Annotated in this window: 11 protein-coding genes; 7 read left to right on the top strand and 4 right to left on the bottom strand. The window is 65.1% G+C overall.

Annotation, left to right across the window (positions count from 1 at the left end):
* Positions 1-135 precede the first annotated feature (135 nt).
* The 6 genes from JS541_RS09025 to JS541_RS09000 all read left to right on the top strand — a co-directional run bounded on the left by JS541_RS09025 (position 136) and on the right by JS541_RS09000 (position 11,261).
* Positions 136-1,605: an alpha-L-fucosidase gene (locus JS541_RS09025; protein WP_214374132.1), complete on the top strand. Its 1,470-nt coding sequence runs from the start codon at positions 136-138 to the stop codon at positions 1,603-1,605.
* 164 nt (positions 1,606-1,769) lie between these two features.
* On the top strand, positions 1,770-3,947 hold the full coding sequence (locus JS541_RS09020; RefSeq protein ID WP_214374131.1) for a glycoside hydrolase family 3 C-terminal domain-containing protein: 2,178 nt from the start codon (positions 1,770-1,772) through the stop codon (positions 3,945-3,947).
* A 219-nt stretch (positions 3,948-4,166) separates the two neighbouring features.
* Entirely contained in the window at positions 4,167-6,212 is a 2,046-nt protein-coding gene (gene yicI / locus JS541_RS09015; RefSeq protein WP_214374130.1) for an alpha-xylosidase, read from the top strand.
* 111 nt (positions 6,213-6,323) lie between these two features.
* Positions 6,324-7,883, top strand: a complete 1,560-nt coding sequence (locus JS541_RS09010; RefSeq protein ID WP_214374129.1) for a glycoside hydrolase family 43 protein — start codon at positions 6,324-6,326, stop codon at positions 7,881-7,883.
* 37 nt (positions 7,884-7,920) lie between these two features.
* On the top strand, positions 7,921-10,026 hold the full coding sequence (locus JS541_RS09005) for a beta-galactosidase (protein ID WP_214374128.1): 2,106 nt from the start codon (positions 7,921-7,923) through the stop codon (positions 10,024-10,026).
* Between the two features lie 314 nt (positions 10,027-10,340).
* Positions 10,341-11,261 carry an ROK family protein gene (locus JS541_RS09000; protein ID WP_214374127.1) on the top strand — a complete coding sequence of 307 codons (921 nt, stop codon included), beginning with the start codon at positions 10,341-10,343 and terminating at the stop codon, positions 11,259-11,261.
* A 126-nt stretch (positions 11,262-11,387) separates the two neighbouring features.
* Here the strand turns inward: JS541_RS09000 and JS541_RS08995 are convergent, their stop codons facing one another.
* From JS541_RS08995 to JS541_RS08980, 4 genes are all read right to left on the bottom strand, one after another.
* A complete protein-coding gene (locus JS541_RS08995) occupies positions 11,388-12,185 on the bottom strand; it encodes a TetR/AcrR family transcriptional regulator (protein ID WP_214374126.1) in 798 nt (265 codons plus the stop codon).
* Between the two features lie 239 nt (positions 12,186-12,424).
* Positions 12,425-13,246 (bottom strand): alpha/beta hydrolase, encoded by an 822-nt coding sequence (locus JS541_RS08990; RefSeq protein ID WP_214374125.1) that lies wholly within the window; start codon positions 13,244-13,246, stop codon positions 12,425-12,427.
* A gap of 184 nt (positions 13,247-13,430) precedes the next feature.
* Entirely contained in the window at positions 13,431-15,935 is a 2,505-nt protein-coding gene (locus JS541_RS08985) for a glycosyl transferase (protein WP_214374124.1), read from the bottom strand.
* 642 nt (positions 15,936-16,577) lie between these two features.
* Positions 16,578-17,300, bottom strand: coding sequence for a VTT domain-containing protein (locus JS541_RS08980; RefSeq protein ID WP_214374123.1), 723 nt, complete (start codon positions 17,298-17,300; stop codon positions 16,578-16,580).
* Between the two features lie 217 nt (positions 17,301-17,517).
* Between JS541_RS08980 and JS541_RS08975 the strand changes: the two genes are divergently transcribed.
* Complete coding sequence (locus JS541_RS08975) at positions 17,518-18,942, top strand: metallophosphoesterase (RefSeq protein ID WP_214374122.1); 1,425 nt, start codon at positions 17,518-17,520, stop codon at positions 18,940-18,942.
* The last annotated feature ends 1 nt before the right edge of the window (position 18,943 follow it).

The following is an 18,943-nucleotide window of genomic DNA, read 5'->3' as shown; positions in this document are numbered from 1 at the left end:
GTCAGACCGTCATCATCCGGTCATATATCCGAGCGCAATCCGGCCGTATCGCAATCCGGCCGGACAGGGCCGCCGAACGCGGCAATCACATCATACGGAATCATTCAACGAGTCCATCCAACAGGAGCGTTACACATGATCGATCTGCAGACCATCGACGCCGTCGTCGCCCAAGGTCCGTACACCGACACCTGGGAGTCGCTGTCGCAGGTGCAGGTGCCGGGCTGGTTCCCCGACGCGAAGTTCGGCATCTTCACCCACTGGGGCCTGTACACCGTGCCCGAATACCGCAACGAATGGTATTCGCGCAACATGTACATCCAGGGCTATCCCGAGTATGAGCATCACCGCGAGACCTACGGCCCGCAGAACGAGTTCGGCTACAAGGACTTCATCCCGATGTTCACCGCCGAGAAGTTCGACGCGAACGAATGGCTCGACCTGTTCCAGGCGGCCGGCGCGAAGTACTACTTCCCGGTCTCCGAGCACCACGACGGCTTCCAGATGTACAAGAGCGAGATCTCACGCTGGAACACGGTCGACATGGGCCCGCACCGCGACATCATCGGCGAGCTGCGCGAGGCCACGCTGGGCCACGGCATGCACTTCGCCACGTCCAACCACCGCGCCGAGCACTGGTGGTTCATGGGCCACGGCAAGGAGTTCGACTCCGACGTCAAGGAACCGCTCAAGCGCGGCGACTTCTACTGGCCGGCCACGCCCGAACCCGACAACCAGGACCTGTTCTCCGTGCCGAAGCCGACCGAGGAGTACCTCGACGACTGGCTGCTGCGCGTGTGCGAGCTGATCGACAACTACCGTCCGGAGATGCTGTACTTCGACTGGTGGATCCAGCACAACGCGTTCAAGCCGTACGTCAAGAAGCTGGCCGCGTTCTACTACAACCGCGGCGTCGAGTGGGGCGTGCCGGTCATCATCTGCTACAAGGACGACGGCATGGCGTGGGGCGCCGGCCTGTTCGACGTGGAACGCGGCGGACTGTCGACCGCGACGCCGTACGTGTGGCAGACCGATACGGCCATCGCGCGCAACTCGTGGTGCTACACGAACTCGCTCGACTACAAGAGCCTTGCCGAACTGATCGTCACGCTCGTGGACGCGGTGAGCAAGAACGGCAACCTGCTGCTCAACGTGGGCCCGCGCGCCGACGGTTCGATCGCGCCGCACGACCGCGAGCTGCTCGAGCACATCGGCGCGTGGATGCAGGCCAACGGCGAGGGCATCTACGGCACGCGCCCGTGGCGGTTCGCCGAGGAGGGCACGACGCACGCCGCGGAAGGCTCGTTCGCCGACCAGAACGTGCTCGAATACACGGCGTCCGACTGGCGGTTCACGGCCAAGGACGGCGACGTGTACGCGTTCTGCCTCAACCCGGCCGGCCAGTCCACGCTCACGAGCACCACGTTCGCCGCGTACCACGACGGCATCCGCGCGCCGTTCCACGGCATCATCGACCACGTCGAGCAGCTCGGCGCGGGCGACGTGCCGTTCGAGCGCACGAACGACGGTCTGGTCATCACCCCGGCCGCACGCCCCGGCGTCGAGGAGAACGTGCCGGTCGGCTTCCGGATCGTCATCAAGTAGGCCGCACGGCCGGCCATCAGCCGCTATAAGCGATACCCGGCCCGCGTCCGGCAACGTCCGGCAACGTTCGGCAACGTCAGGCAACGTTCGGCAACGTCCGGCACGTCCGGCACGTCCGGCAGTGCCGGGTATCGCACGGAACCGCACAGAAGAAGGAGCTCAACATGACCACCATCACCGAAACCAACAAGGCCAAGGCCCGCGACCTGCTCGCCCGGCTCACGCTCGACGAGAAGGTCGACATCATCCACGCCGCCGGACTGTTCAAAAGCGGCGCCGCGCCGCGACTCGGCATCCCGTACTTCCACATGGACGACGGCCCGATGGGGCCGCGCGAGGAGCTGCACAACGACAACTGGGCGCCGCTGTGGAACACGCGCGACCGCGTGACCTACCTGCCGTCCGGCTCCGCCGTCGCCTCCACCTGGAACCGCGCGCTCGCCCGCACCGTCGGCGAAGTGCTCGGCGAGGAGGCCCGCGGCCGCGGCAAGGACGTGATCTTGGGACCGTCGCTCAACATCAAGCGCAGCCCGCTGTGCGGCCGCAACTTCGAATACATGAGCGAGGACCCGTACCTCGCCGGCGAGCAGGGCGAACAGTACATCCGCGGCGTGCAGGAGTCCGACGTGGCCGCCTGCGCCAAGCACTACGCGGCCAACAGCCAGGAGACCGACCGTCTCGAGGTGGACGAGACGATCAGCGAGCGCGCGCTGCGCGAGATCTACCTGCCCGCGTTCGAGAAGGCCGTCAAGAAAGCCGGCGTGCTGTCAGTCATGGGCGCGTACAACCTCGTCAACGGCACGCAGTGCTGCGAATCGGCCGAGCTACTTGACCAGATCCTGCGTGACGAGTGGGGCTTCGACGGATTCGTCGTGTCCGACTGGAGCGCGGTCAAGCGCACGGTCGAAAGCGCCCGCGTCGGACTGGATGTCGAGATGTCGGTCACGCCGAACTTCGACGAGTACTACTTCGCGAACCCGCTGCGCCGAGCGATCGCTTCCGGTGAGGTGAGTGAGGCGGACGTGGACAAGAAGGTGCTGCGCGTGCTCGCCGTGATGGACGCGCTGCACATGCTGCCCGCTGCCGACGGCACGAAGCCCGCCCGCGAGGCCGGCTCCTACGCGACGCTCGCGCACGCCGCCAAGGCGCTCGACGTGTCGCGCGAGTCGATCGTGTTGCTCAAGAACGAGGCCGGCGCCTCCGGCCGTCCGGTGCTGCCGCTGGACGAGGGTTCGCTGCGCCGCGTGCTCGTCGTCGGCGCGAACGCGGACCGCATCCACTCCAACGGCGGCGGCAGCGCGGTCATCAAGGCGCTGCACGAGATCACGCCGCTGCTCGGCCTGAACGGTCAGCTCGGCGGCAACGTCGAGATCGAATACGCGCTCGGCTACGACGCCAAGCAGGTCGTGCAGGACGATTCGTGGCAGGAGGAGAGCCTCGAGAATTCGGTCGGATCGGCCGAATCCGACGCCGAACGCGCGGCCGCGCTGCGCGACGAGGCCGTGGTGAAGGCCCGCGAGTACGCAGCGGCCGGCGATCCGGTGATCTTCATCGGCGGACTCGACCACGAGCACGATCTCGAGGGCCGCGATCGTGAGGACATCGAACTGCCGTACGGCCAGGACGAGCTGATTGAAGCGCTGCTCGACGCCGCGCCCGACACCGTGCTCGTGTTCGTCGCCGGCTCGCCGATCGCGATGCCGTGGGCCGACCGCGCCCGCGCGATCGTGTGGAACTGGTACAACGGCTGCGAATCCGGCACCGCGCTCGCCGAGACGCTGCTCGGCCGCGTCAACCCGAGCGGCCACCTGCCGGAGACGTTCCCGATCGCACTCGCCGATTCGCCGGCGCACTCGGTCGGCACGTTCGGCCCCGGCCTGCACGTGCGCTACGACGAGGACATCTACGTCGGCTACCGCTACTTCGAGACGCGCCACGTGCCGGTGCGCTTCTGCTTCGGCCACGGCCTGAGCTACACGACGTTCGCGTACTCGGATCTCGACGTGCGCCGCGTGGACGACGAGGTGCGCATCGCGTTCACCGTGACGAACACGGGGGAGCGGGCCGGCAAGGCCGTGCCACAGGTGTACTTCGGCCTTGAGGGTACCGGCGAAGACCGCCCGGTCAAGGAGCTGCGCGGATTCGAGAAGGTGGCGCTGGCCGCGGGCGAGAGCCGTCAGGTCGAGATCGCGCTGCCGGCCGCCGAGGCGCTGCGCTACTGGGCCGTCGGCGCCGAGGGCAAGGGCGCGTACGGTCCCGGCGCGTTCGCTGTGGCCCCGGCCGCCGCGGTCTATGTCGGCGAGTCCGTCGACGATATCCGCTTGACCGGTCATCTCGACTGATCCGACCGGAAGTGGCGGAAAACGCTCGCTGAGGCCTGCCTCAGCGAGCGTTTTCCGCCACGCGATCCAGCTGCAGCCGGTGAAATCCGTCAGGCGAAATTCGCGACCGCGGCGTGTCGCATCTTGTTATTTATAGACTTATAAATAAGATAAAAAACAAGCAAGGCCGTCTTCCCACGGAAGGGTCGTCGGCAATCTCGCAACGAAGGAGAAGCAACAATGAAGTTCCTCAACGGCGGCTGGCTCGTCAAGGACGGCTTCAGCGTCAAGTACGCGGCCAACGTGTACACCGCGAACGTCGAGCCGAAGAAGCTCACCCTGTTCTGCCCGTTCGGCGTGCCGATCCACCACCCGGGCCAGACGCTCGACGGCGGCATCCTGACCATCGAGGTCACCTCCCCGCGCGAGGACATCATCACCACGCGCCTGATCAACTTCAAGAAGGATCGTCGCCACTGCCCGAAGTTCGCGCTCAACGAGTCCGACCCGGTCGTCACCATCGACGAGACGGACGACAAGTGGTCCTTCACCTCCGGCAAGCTCACGCTGGAGATCTCCAAGGGCGAGACCATCGACTTCACCTACAAGTACGACGGCAAGACCATCGCCCACTCCGGCTGGCGTGCCAAGGGCCTCGTCACCGATCCGGAAGGCCGCCTGCACGTCTCCGAGCAGCTCGACCTCGGCGTGAGCGAGAAGATCTACGGCCTCGGCGAGCGCTTCACCAACTTCGTCAAGAACGGCCAGACCGTCGACATCTGGAACGAGGACGGCGGCACCGGCACCGAGCAGGCGTACAAGAACATCCCGTTCTACCTGTCCAACAAGGGCTATGGCCTGTACGTCGACAACCCGGGCAAGGTCAGCTTCGAGGTCGGCTCCGAGAAGGTCTCCCGCGTGCAGTTCTCCGTGCCGGGCGAGGAGATGAGCTACTCGGTCATCGGCGGCAAGGACTTGAAGGGCATTCTCAACACCTACACCGACCTGACCGGCAAGCCGCCGCTGGTTCCGGACTGGAGCTACGGCCTGTGGCTGTCCACCTCGTTCACCACCGACTACGACGAGAAGACTGTGATGGAGTTCGTCGACGGTATGGCCGAGCGCAACATCCCGCTGTCCGTCTTCCACTTCGACTGCCGTTGGATGAAGGAACTCGAGTGGTGCAACTTCGAGTGGGACGAGACCAAGTTCCCCGATCCGGAAGGCCTGCTCAAGAAGCTGCACGACCGCGGCCTGAAGGTGTGCGTGTGGATCAACAGCTACATCGGCCAGAAGTCCCCGCTGTTCGAGGAGGGCGCCAAGAAGGGCTACTTCATCAAGACCACTGACGGCGAGGTCTGGCAGTGGGACAAGTGGCAGGCCGGCATGGCGATCGTCGACTTCACCAACCCCGAGGCCACCAAGTGGTACCAGGACAAGCTCAAGCACCTCGTCGCGCAGGGCGTCGACTGCTTCAAGACCGACTTCGGCGAGCGCATCCCGACCGAGGGCGTCCAGTACTACGACGGTTCCGATCCGGAGCTGATGCACAACTACTACACCTACCTGTACAACAAGGCCGTCTACGACGTGCTCGTCGAGACCAAGGGCGCCGACCAGGCGATCCTGTTCGCCCGTTCCGCAACCGTCGGCGGCCAGCAGTTCCCGGTGCACTGGGGCGGCGACTGCTCGTCCAACTACCCGTCGATGGCCGAGTCGCTGCGCGCGGGCCTGAGCTTCGGCATGTCCGGCTTCGGCTACTGGAGCCACGACATCGCCGGCTTCGAGGACAAGCCGACCCCGGACCTGTTCAAGCGTTGGACCCAGTTCGGTCTGCTCTCCTCCCACTCCCGCTACCACGGCTCCACCGAGTACAAGGTGCCGTGGCTGTACGGCGACGAGGCGGTCGAGGTGTCGCGCGAGTTCACCGAGCTCAAGCTGCAGCTCAAGCCGTACCTCGAGGCGATGGCCAAGGAAACCCACGAGACCGGCGTGCCGATGATGCGCGCGATGGTGCTCGAGTTCCCGACCGACCCGGCCTGCGAGGACATCGACACCCAGTACATGCTGGGCGACGACCTGCTCGTGGCCCCGGTGTTCTCCGAGGACGGCACCGCGCGCTTCTACGTGCCGGACGCCGGCGGCGATCACGCGGGAGAGGCGTGGGCCAACCTGCTGACCGGCAAGACCTACGAGCCGGGCAAGTGGTACACCGAGCAGTACGACTACCACACCCTGCCGGTGCTCGTGCGCCCGGGTTCCGACCCGCTGCACGTCAACGCCTGATCGGTTCCGGATTTCCGGCTAAGACGGCATTGATCTGATTTCGCGGCGCGAATCGTTGTGTTCGATTCGCGCCGCATTTCGTACTGTCATCTCACTACAAGGACGTTTTCCATGACTCTGTTCAACTGCAAGCCGGCGCGCCGCATCGCGTCCGGATTCCACCCCGATCCGACCATCTGCGAGACCCCGCAGGGCACGTACCTGATGGTCAACAGCTCGTTCGAGTTCTTCCCCGGCCTGCCGGTCTTCGAATCCGAGGACGGCATGCACTGGCGCAAGATCGGCGACGCGATGAACCGTCCCGGCCAGTTCCCGTACGAGACGATGGGCAACAGCCAGGGCATCTATGCGCCCACTCTGCGCTATCACGACGGCGAGTACTACCTCATCGTCACCAACGTGAACAAGGGCAACATGATCCTCACCTCGGCCGATCCGCACGCCGGCTGGTCCGAGCCGATCTGGGTTGAGGGCTGGCCGGGCATCGACCCGAGCCTGTTCTTCGACGACGATGGCACCGCATACATCTGCGGCAACGAGGGCGGCGAGCCCGACGAGAACGGCGAGCGCGAGCCGGCCGGCATCTACCTGTCGAAGATCGACGTCAACACCGGCACCGTGCTCACCAAGCGCCAGCGCATCTGCGGCGGCATCACCGGCTCGAATCCGGAAGGCCCGCACATGTACAAGCGCGGCGGCTTCTACTACCTCATGTGGGCCGAAGGCGGCACCGAATCCGGCCACATGGAGAACATCGCGCGTTCGACCAGCCCGACCGGCCCGTACGAGATGTACCCGGGCAACCCGCTGATCACCAACCGTTCCACGCACCTGACGCTGCAGGCCATCGGCCACTGCGACTGCGCGCATTTCGACGGCGACCGCACGCTCATGGTGTTCCACGGCACGCGCAACAACGACGAGTACCCGGCGCAGGGCTGGGTCGGCCGCGAGCCGTACGCCGTATGGTTCGAGTGGGAAAACGATTGGCCGAAGCTCGCCGACCAGTCGTACGACTGCGAGCTCAACGGCTGCGGCGAGTCGCTCGAAAGGGACGTCGAGTGGATCACGCCGGCGATCGACAAGACCGGACGGTTCACGGTCGGCGGCGGCGACAAGCGCATGACCGCGGGTCCGGTGCCGCGCGAGGATGGTTCGCTGTGCGATTCGAACGGCGTGACGGTCGACATCCACGCGGCCGAACAGGACTTCTCGCTGGACGACGGTCCGACGATGGTTGGCACACGGCAGACCGATTTCCGGTTCGAGTTCGGCGCGACGCTGTCCGACGCCCGCGAACTGACCGACGGCGAGACCGGCGTGGCCGTGTACGCGAACGCGAACCACTACCTGACGATCACCGTGCACGCTGCCGACGACGAGGATCTGCTGCGCGTCGAAGCGGTCGCGCACAACGCCGGCCTCGTCTCGGTCGTTGGCTCGGTCAACGAATCCGCCGACGCGACGCTGCGTCTGATCGTGCGCGGCGACGACCGCGGCTACGCGTTCGCCGTGAAGAACACGTTCACCGGCGAGGAGCAGCCGCTCGGCCGCATCCCCGGCAAGGTGCTCAGCTTCGTAAACGCCGGCGGCTTCACCGGCATCCTGCTCGGCGTCTACGCGCACGGCCGCGGCGAGATCACGTTCAGCGACGTGCGCTACACGGTGTGACCCTGCCGGCGGCGTAAGGAAAGGAACGGAACCAATCATGACGAAGCCCTTATTCGACAGCTTCCTGTTCGGCGGCGACTGGAACCCCGAACAGTGGCCGGAAGACACGTGGGAGCACGACATCGAGATGCTCGAGCACGCGCACATCAACGAGGCCACGATCAACGTGTTCTCGTGGGCGCTGCTCCAGTCCGACGAGGAAACGTACGATTTCGGCAAGCTCGACAAAATCGTCGGCCTGCTCGTCAAGCACGGTTTCCGCATCGTGTTCGCCACCGCCACCGCGGCACTGCCCGCATGGCTCGTGCGCAAGCATCCCGAGACGATCCGCACCACGTTCAACAGCCAGCGCCGCGTGTTCGGCGGTCGTCATAACTTCTGCCCGAACTCGGCCGTCTACCGCGAACTGTCGGCCGCGCTCGCCGGCAAGCTCGCCGAGCGCTACGCCGGCACGCCGGGCCTGGTCGCCTGGCACATCTGCAACGAGTACGGCGGTGGCGGCGGCCTGTGCTATTGCGAGGCGTGCGCGGCCGCGTTCCGTGAGTGGCTCAAGGCCAAGTACGGCACGCTCGACGCGCTCAACCACGCGTGGTGCGCGAATTTCTGGAGCCACACGATCCTCGACTGGAACGACATCGTGCCGCCGGTCGAACTCGGCGACGGCATCGGTTCCGACTGGGATTTGAAGAAGTGCGTGATCTCCGGGCTCATGATGGACTACCGCCGCTTCCAGAGCGAATCGCAGCTCGGCTGCTACGTGAACGAGCGCGACGCGGTGCGCAAGTACGATGCGACCACGCCGATCACCACGAACCTCATGGGATCGTTCAAGGACCTCGACTACTTCGCGTGGGGCCGTGAGATGGACGTGGTGAGCTGGGACAACTACCCGGGTATGGGCATGCCGGCCAGCCGCGTGGCCATGAACCACGACCTGATGCGCGCCGTGGGCGGTGGCAAGCCGTTCATGCTCATGGAACAGACGCCGAACCAGCAGAACTGGTTCCCGTTCTGCAAGGTCAAGAAGCCGGGCGAGGTCGCGGCGCTGAGCTGGCAGGCCGTGGCGCATGGCGCCGACACCGTGCAGTTCTTCCAGATGCGCCAGTCGCTCGGCGGCTGCGAACGCTTCCACGGCGCCGTGATCGCGCACGACGGCACCGAGGAGTCGCGCGTGTTCCGCTCGGTCAAGGCGCTCGGCGCCGATCTGGCCAAGGTCGCGCCGCGGATCATGGGCTCGGACGTGAAAGCCCACGTGGCCGTCATGTTCGACTGGGAGAGCTACTGGTCGCTCGAAGGCTGCGTCGGCCCGACCGCCGGATTCGCGTATCCGGAGGAGGTGCACCGCTTCTACCGCGCGTTCAACAAGCGCGGCATCGCCGTCGACATCATCGAAAGCACGACGCCGGCCGACAGACTCGCGCAGTACGCGATCGTCGTCGCGCCCGCGCTCATCATGGTCAAGCCGGGCGTCGCCGAAGCGGTCGATGCGTACGTTCGCGGCGGCGGACGGTTCGTCACCGGCTACATGAGCGGCATCCACGACGAGCACGACCTCGTGATCCCCGGCGGCTACCCGGGGCCGTTCCGCAAGCTCGCCGGCGTGTGGGCCGAGGAGATCGACGCGATCGAACCCGGCAAGACGATCCCGGTCGAGTTCTGCGGCGGCGCCGATTGCGCCGGCCGCGCCGACGCGTGCGCCCACTGCGCGGGCCGCACCGCGTCCGTCGAGGCGAGCGGCGAGATCGTGGCCTCCATCATGCACCTCGAGGGCGCGCGTGCGCTCGCGGTCTACGGCGGTGACGAGTTCTACGCCGGAACCCCGGCCGTCACCGCGAACACGACCGGCGAGGGCGTGACCTACTACGTCGGCACCCCGCTCGACGAGGCCGGCATGGACGCGTTCGTCACGCCGGTCATCGCCGAGGCCGGACTGGCCGCGCACGACCTGCCGGACGGCGTCGAGTTCGCCGAGCGCGTCGCCGACGACGGCCGCACGTTCACGTTCGTGCTCAACATGACCGACAAGCCGCAGACGGCCGCCGTGCCCGAACTGGCCGGTGCCGCCGACCTGATGGCCGACGGCGCGGCGCTGGGCGGGCAGCTCGAGCTCACGCCGTATCAGGTCGTCGTCGCTGCGCGATAACCGCCGCGAGCGGCGGCTATGATGATGCCGCCGGAACCCGGAACGATGCCCGTTTCCCGGTTCCGGCGGCATCTTGCTATGTATGGTGCGGGCGCGGTCGGAATCGCGTCGCAGCTGTGTGAGCAGAAAATTCTTGGGCTTTATTTATAAAGTTATAAATAAAGCCTGTGAACGGGCGTATAATGTATGCCATACAACACAGCCGGGGCTTGTTATGACGCGGGCCGCCGGCGACCGCGCGGCCGGACGACGACCCGTACATGGCGTGCTGGTAGTGTGTACCGAGCCGCGCAAGCAACGACAAGGAGGTTACGATGGCGCGTAAGGAAAGCAGCCGGGTGCTGACGTTCGACATCGGCCGTCGCTTCACCCGTCACGCCGTGGTGACGAACGGCATCCAGGATGTGCCGTCCTCGTTTGCGACCCCGACGGAACATTCCGAGGATTTGTTCAACGCCATCGCCAACGTCGTCCGGCAGCAGCGCGACACCATCGACGGCGTCTCGCTAAGCATGCCCGGCTTCATCGACGTCAAACGCCAGCGCTGCATCCTCGGCGGCGCGATCAGCTCGCTGAACCGCCAGGACGTCGGCGCCGAACTGCGCAGCCGTCTCGGCGACGATCTGCCGATCTGGATCGAAAACGACGCGAACTGCGCGGCCATCGCCGAAAAACATGCTGGCAATGCGCGCAAACTCAACGATTTCGTGGTCTTCACCGTCACCGACGCGGGTGTCGGCGGCGCGCTGTTCCTCGACGGGCACGTCCGGCGAGGCCGCGACTGGCGTGCGGGCGAACTCGGCATGATGGTCACCAACTACCAGCTCGACGGCGCCCGCTCGCTCCACGAATACTCCTCGACCGATGCGCTGAGCCGCCGGTACGCCGAACGATTCGGCGGCCAGGCGGAAAGCATCGTGCCGTCCAGCCTGATGCGGCGCATCGCCGAGCCGGGCATCCGAGAGCTAGTCGACGAGTGGATCCGCTACATCGCCATCGGCATCTACAACATCGTGGTGTCGTTCGATCCCGAATGCGTGCTGCTCGGCGGTTCCATCTGCCAGGAGACGATCTTCCTGCCGCTCGTGCGCGAATCGCTTGAATCGATCCCCTCATGGAAGGATTTCAATACGCCGATCAAACGGTGCCGCAACGTGAGCTACGCGGGACTGATCGGCGCGTACTACGCGTTCGTCGAGGAAGTCGTACACGCGCAGCTGACCACGGCCGACTGACCGGCCGATCGCGTCGCTCCGCCTGTTGACGAGACCGCATGACGCAACCGACAACACGAACGAAAAGGCCGTCGGACATCATCGCGGATGTCCGACGGCCTTTTCGTCATCGTTCGGTCTTAGTGATCAGCCTTCGCGCGCCTGCAGTGTGAACGGCATCAGGCACTGTCCGCTGGCCGGATCGTATTCGCTCGGATCACGGAACCCGTGCCACGTCGCATCGGGGAAGATCTCGTCGGAGAACGCCAGCCATTCCTCGAGCAGGTTCACGGAATGGTCGGCGAGCCAACGGTACTGCAGGCCGTCCATCGCCGACATCGCCAGCGTGTAGACGTGATAGAAGCGTTCCTCGTCGTAACCCTCCGGCAGGATCCAATCCATCGAACCAACCTGCTCCCAGTTGCGCAGGTGTCGGCCGATGAAGAACCGGTGCGCCGGATGCGCGGGATTGAGCGCCTCGCCGTTGAGCATGGCGAACAACTGCACCATCTCAGGGCGCTGCAGGTTGTAGAGCACCACGTTGACGCAGTAGCGGGGGAAGCAGTAGAAATGGTGGCCGTCGCAGTCGGTCACGGTCGAGGTGGTGGCGTTGTACTCGTCGGCTTCCGGCGTATCGTAACCTTCGGCGAGCACCATGTTGAGCAGCTCGTTCTTCGAATCGATGTAATGGTAGAGCGCGGCCTCGGTGATGCCGATCTCGTCGGCGATGTCCTGCAGCGACATGCCCCAGAAGCCCTTGGATGCGATGATCTTTGTGGCGGCCTGCATGATCTGCAGGTGGCGTTCCTCAGGGCTCATGCGCTTGCGTTTGGTGAACGTGGTGCCCGAGGTCGTGTCGCGCACCATCGCATGCTCCGTGGTGCGCGAGGCCGCCGGCCAGCTCGCCTCGTCGTTCAGGAACCGTTCCCAAGCCGCAACGGTCATCGTCATCTCCTTTGGATTCACGGACGATTCCTCAGTCTACCCCGACCGGAATGGCCCATATGCGCATCGTCTGTGATGCCGGAAACGACCGTAGTTGAATCGTGATTGCTGATGGGGACTCAGGTACGGTCGCTATTCGTGTCGCGACGACCATAACCGAGTCGGGATGGTATGGCGTGGACCCAGTTACGGTCGCCACCGACGTGACGACGGTCGTAACCGAGCCCACATGATGCAGGTCAGCCGAAGAGGCGGCCGAGCCAGTCGATGGCGAGCTTGGGCCAGATCTGGATGCAGGGGAAGATGTTGCCCTTGCCGCCCCACGCGGTCTCCTCGGTGCCAAGCGCAAGGCCGTGGCCGCCTTCGGGGAACAGGTGCGCCTCGACCGGCACGCCGGCCGCCTTGCACGCGGAAATCATCATGAGCGTGTTCTCCATCGGCACGCAGTCGTCCGGCACGGTGTGCCACGCGAACACCGGCGGGGTCTTCGCATCAATGTGCTGCTCGATCGACAGCTTGTCGAGCCACGTCTGATCATCCTTTCGATCCGGGCCGAGCAGCGCGTCGAAGCTGCCGCGGTGGGCGAGCGGACCGGACGTGATGACCGGGTAGCCGAGCATGAGCGCGTTCGGACGCACCGCATCCGGGTCGTAGCCGTGCGCGGCCAGATCGTCGTCGCCGGCGGTGGTGGCGAGGTTCGCGGCCAAATGACCACCCGCGGAGAAGCCGATCACGGCCACGCGATCGGGATCGGTGTGCCATTCGTCGGAGTGCGAGCGGATCAGCCGCATCGCTTCGGCCGCCTCGCACAGCGCGGTCGGATACACGCTCGGCATGCACGAGTAGCGCAGCACGAACGCGTTGTAGCCGGCGCCCACGAACTTGAGCGCGATCGGCTCGGCCTCACGGTCGGAGGTCATCGCATAGCCGCCGCCCGGAATCACGAGCACGGCCGGACGCTGGCGCTTCGGATCGACCTCGTCGCTGTTGTCGATCACATAGCCGACGAACTTGGCTTCGGTACCGTCGATGCCGGTGATGGTCTGATCGATGTATTGCATGAATCCTTCTTTCCCCAAACACTATGACAGCAGATCATTTCGACCGAGCGATAGCGAGCGGAGCAATCTTATATTGCAACAGCTTCGAAAGATTTCTCCGCTCGGCTACGCCTCGGTCGAAATGACACGGTCGAAATGACACGGTCGAAATGACACGATATGGCTGAAATGTATCAGCCGATCATCAGAACGTGGCCACGACGTCCACGGTGGTCGAGCCGTCGGTCGGCACCGGCACCGTGGTGCCCTCGACCGTGGCGCCGTTCACCGTGAGCGTGCGCTCGCCGGTGCGCTGCAGCTTGATGCGGTAAGTCACGCCGCGGTACACGCGGGTGACGGTCAGGTCGGTGTACTCGGCCGGCAGGTGCGGCTCGATCGCGAGACCGTCGAGCGTCGGACGCACGCCGAGCAGGTACTGCGACACGTCGACGAACGTCCACGCGGCGGTGCCGGTCAGCCACGAGTTCTTGCCCTCGCCCGGAATCGCGGCCTCGGGGCCGGCGACCATCTGGCAGTAGACGTACGGCTCAACCTTGCGGATGTCGGACTTGTCCTCCAGCCAGGCCGGGCAGTTGCGGCGGTAGACAGCGAACGCCTCCTCGTCGTTGCCGGCGAGCGCGTTGGCGATCGACACCCACGGGTTGTTGTGGCAGAAGATGCCGCCGTTCTCCTTGTAACCGCGCGGATAGGTCGAGATCTCGCCCAGTTCGATGCGGTAGGTCGAGTACGCGGGCGCGAGGATCGCGGTGCCCCACTCGCAGGTCAGACGGTCCTTGACGGACTTGAGCGCGGCCTGCGCCTTGCCGTCGTCCAGGCCGATGCCGGCCATCACGCACATGCCCTGCGGCTCGATGTAGATCTGGCCCTCGGTGTCGGTGTGCGAGCCGACCGGACGCGAGTACGCGTCGTACGCGCGCACGAACCATTCGCCATCCCAGCCGGCGGTCTTCACGGCCTCGGTCATCGCGTCGATCGCGGTGCGAACGTTCGCGACCTCGGCGGCGACCTCGTCGGCGCTCATGCCGCTCGCCTCGCCGTAGTGCGCGAGGATGTCGGCGTACTGGCCGCCGTAGAGCACGAACATGCCGCCGATGAACACGGATTCGGCGACGCCCGTATCGTTGTTCTCCACGGTCTGGAAGCTCTCGCCCGGGGTGGCGGAGAAGCAGTTGAGGTTCAGGCAGTCGTTCCAGTCGGCGCGGCCGATGAGCGGCAGCTTGTGCGGACCGAGGTGGCTCATCGTGAAGTTCGCGGAGCGGCGCAGGTGCTCGAGCAGCGGAACCTCGGAGCCCTCGACGTTGTTGAACGGCACCGGCTCGGTCAGGATCGACGCGTCGCCGGTCTCGGCCAGGTACGCGTTCACGCCGGCGATGAGCCACAGCGGATCGTCGTTGAAGCCGCCGCCGATGTCGGCGTTGCCCTTCTTGGTGAGCGGCTGGTACTGGTGCCACGCGGAACCGTCCTCCATCTGTGTGGAGGCGATGTCGATGATGCGCTCGCGGGCGCGTTCCGGCACGAGGTGCACGAAGCCGAGCAGATCCTGGTTGGAGTCGCGGAAGCCCATGCCGCGGCCCATGCCGGACTCGTAGTAGGACGCGGAGCGCGACATGTTGAACGTGACCATGCACTGGTACTGGTGCCAGATGTTGACCATGCGGTCGAGCTTCTCGTCGCCGGACTCGACGCTGTAGATGTTCAGCAGGCCGTTCCAGTAGTCCTTGAGCTCGGCGAGCGCCTTGTCGACCTCGGCGACGCTGTTGAAGCGCGAGAACAGCTCGTGGGCCGGCTTCTTGTTGATGATGCCGACCTTGGCCGGATCGTTCGGATCCTCCCACTTTTGGTCGTTCGGCACTTCGATGTAGCCGAGCATGAAGACGAGGGACTTGGTCTCGCCCGGGTCGACGGTGACGCGCACGCGGTTCGCGGCGATCGGGTACCAGCCGTGGGCCGCGGAGTCGTGGGCCTTGCCTTCGGCGATGACCTGCGGGGTGTCCCAGCCGTTGAACTGGCCGAGGAACTCGTCGCGGCTCGTGTCGAAGCCGACGACCGGGGCGTTCACGCCGAAGAACGCGTAGTGGTTGCGGCGTTCCTTGAACTCGGTCTTGTGGTAGAGCAGGGTGGCGTCCTCGAGGCGCTCGACCTCGACCTCGCCGGTGGACAGGTTGCGCTGGAAGTTGCTGGAGTCGTCGACGGCGTTCCACAGGCACCATTCGACCAGGCCGGTCACGTCGACGGTCTTCGGGGCGCCGTTGATATTGGTGATGTCGAGGCGGTTGATCTCGGCGTTGGTATGCAGCGGGACGAATGCGGTCAGCTCGGTGCGGATGCCGGACTTGGTGGCCTCGAAGACGGTGTAGCCGATGCCGTGGCGGCACTTGTAGCTGTCGAGCGGGGTCTTGACGGGCAGGAAGGTGGGGGAGAAGGTTTCGAGCGGCTTGGCGTCCGGGGCGTCGCTGCTCATGATGCTCACGTAGTAGTTGCGTGCGCCGTTGTCGAACGGGACGTTGTTGTAGCGGTAGCGGGTGATGCGGCGCAGCTTGGCGTCCTTGTAGAAGGAGTAGCCGCCGCCGGTGTTGGAGATCAGCGAGAAGAAGTCCTCGTTGCCGAGGTAGTTGATCCACGGCAGGGGCGTGGCGGGGGTTTCGATCACATATTCGCGGGCGGCGTCGTCAAAGTGACCGTATCGCATGGGTGGTGTCCTTTCGACTGCTTCGTTGCGGTGCCGTCGGCTGCGCGGGCGTGCGACGTGCGGTGTCTTCTCCCGATTGGCCTGCGGCGGCGTTGTTATTACTGAATCGTCCCCTAGTATAGCACGTTATTTATAAGGTTATAAATAAGGACGATTCGGGAGTGTTGCGGCGGTGACGGCGGGCGTTCGCCCTTTGCGGGGGCTGGCGTTTGCTCAGGGTTGTTCTGGCGGAAAACGGACGTGCGGAGGCATTCCAGAGGGTGTTTCCCTCTAGGGTTCATTGGTCTTGGTGGAAAACGGACGCAGGATGGCGTCCTAGAGGGCGTTTCCGTCCAGATCGGTACGGTTCCTGGCGGGAAGCGGACGCTGCCGGTCGCTTGAAGGGGCATTTTCCGCCAGATACGGCGTTGTTCTGGTGGAAAACGGACGCACGGGCCGAGCTATGGCGGGATAGGGCGGCATCCGATACGGTAAATGGCGGTTTTCGTTCGCTGAGGGAGCGCTCAGCAAGCGAAAACCGCCATTTGGAAAGGGGCTGGCCGACCGGGCCGGGAGATGATGCGGCCAGACATCAGCGAACGTGCCTGATGGGTGCCGGCGGCCGACCGAACCGTCAGCGGGGCGCATGCCCGGGGATTGCCGTCAGCGGGCGTGCTTGGGGGCCGCCGTCGCATCGGCGGCCGCGTCATCGGCGCCGTCGGCCGGCTTCTTCTTGCCGAACTTGGCCTTGAGCAGGCCGACGATCGTCGGGATCAGCGAGACCGCCAGGATCAGCACGATCACCAGCTCGAAGTGCTTCTGCACGGCCGGAATGTTGCCGAAGAAGTAGCCGAGCAGCGTGAACAGCGACGACCAGATGAAGCCGCCGAGCACCGAGAACGGCGTGAACCGGCGCCAGCGCATGCCCGAGATGCCGGAGATGAATGGCATGAACGTACGAATGAACGGGAAGAATCGGCCGAGGAATACCGCCAGCGGGCCCCACTTCTCGATCATCGCCTCGGTTTTGGCGATGCGTTCCGGGGTCATCGCCTTGACCTTGCCGGATTCGATGATGCGACGGCCGAAGAAATGGCCGATGAAGTAGTTGCACTGGTCGCCGATGATCGGCGCGCACCACACGACCGGCAGCAGGTAATGCAGTGGCAGCGCGACCTGGCCGGTGGTCGCGTCGGGAGCCGCGAACACGCCCGCCGCGAACAGCAGCGAGTCGCCGGGCAGGAACGGGAAGAACACCACGCCCGTCTCGATGAACACGATGAGGAAGATGAAGCCGAGCGTGGGGGCCACGCCCATCGCGATCCAGCTGGCGATGGCCGCGCGCGGGTCCTTGAGCAGCTCGATGATGAAATTGATGAAACCCATGAACATCCTGTCAGTATCAATGCAAACGTCAAATCAACAGTCTGACAGCACGATACCAGTCGCCATGTAAGAATCGGCTAAGCGTGCGGCGGGCGCGACGCGAAGCGCAGTGCCGGTTCCGCGCGCGGGCCGCGACGTGTGCGGGATGTGTGCCGGTCGCGTGCCGCGTTCACGCATCGTTCAGCGATTTACAAGGAAGTGGGATAGTCTTGAGGGCATGACGGAACTCAATCAAGTTGACAATCATGCGCAGGGCGGCGAAGGTCGGCGGCCGCTGTCCGTATCGGCGTGGCTTGGTCGCTTGCAGTTCCATAATTCGGGCAAATTCCGTGTGCTGCAGCTCGCCGACATCCAGGACGGTCCGAAGGTCTCCAAGGACACGATCGCGCTGATCTCCGCGGCGCTCGACGCCGCCCGGCCGGACATTGTGATCTTCACCGGCAACCAGATCGCCGGATACGACACCGCGTTCTCGGCCACGTTCCGCAAGCGGCACTGGACTCCCGCGAAACCGGGTCACGGCGACCGTCTGGACGAGACGATGATGGCGGTGCGCGGCGAGATCGCGGCGTTCCTCAAGCCGCTTGTCGACCGTGGCATCCCGTTCGCTGTGACGTATGGCAACCATGATTTCCAGTGCGGGCTGAGCAACGAGGAACTGGACGCGATCTACCGCGAGTTTCCGGGATGCCTGAACGTGGTGCCGCATGAGTGGGGCGGTCGCGTCGGCACGGCGGAGCGCAGCGGCGCGGATGGCGGTGCGAACGTTGCCGTAAACGATGACGGGCACGCGGGTGCGAACGTTGCCGCAAGCGGCGACTCGGCCGGCGCGGCCGCAAAGGTTGGCATGATCCCGGCAGGCGTCTACGACATGCCCGCGCCGTGCGCCGTGCCGATCTCGGGCATGCCCGACCAGAAGGTGTATCCGTGCGGGGCTGGCACGTTCGCGTTGCCAGTGATGGACGCTGACCGTACGCATGCCGTGCTGGCGCTGGTCGTGGCGGATTCGGGGGATTACTCGCCGGAGGGCGGGTACGGCAAGCCGGCCAAACGCACGCTCGATTTCCTGTATTCGGTGCCGGAGGCGCTGGGAGCGAAGTCGCTGGTGTTCCAGCACATGCCCGTGCCGCAGTACTACGACCTGCTCAAGGCCGTCGAACCGGACGCGCCGGGCGCGATCCAGGGATACCGTGCATACGAGTCGCAGTATTACGTGCTGGACGACGACAAGACGCAGCCTGGCAGCTATCTGGGCGAGGGCGTCAGCTGCCCGGACTATGACAGCGGCGAGTTCGCGCTGCTGCGTGACGGCGGATATTTCGGCATCGTCGCCGGTCATGACCACCGCAACGGATTCGTCGGTGAATCCGAGGGTGTGATGATGGTCGCGACGCCGACCTGCGGGTTCGGATCGTACGGTCCGGCGCCGGAAAAGCGCGCGGCGCGGCTGTTCGAGTTCGACATCCGTCACCCGCACCACCCGCGTACGCAGCTGCTCGAATTCGGCGATCTGGTCGGCAAACCCAGCTCGCGCAAGGCGTATTCGTACGACATCGCGTCGGTAAAGCCCGACAGCGAAGGCATGAACCTGCTCCACAAGAAGACGCTGTGGAGCAGGATCCGCGAGTGGCTGCGGCGGTAGG

This window comes from Bifidobacterium sp. SO1 (assembly GCF_018555335.1).
GTDB lineage: Bacteria > Actinomycetota > Actinomycetes > Actinomycetales > Bifidobacteriaceae > Bifidobacterium > Bifidobacterium simiiventris.
Note: the sequence above shows the minus strand (reverse complement) of the source record. Positions and strands in the feature narration are given on the sequence as shown.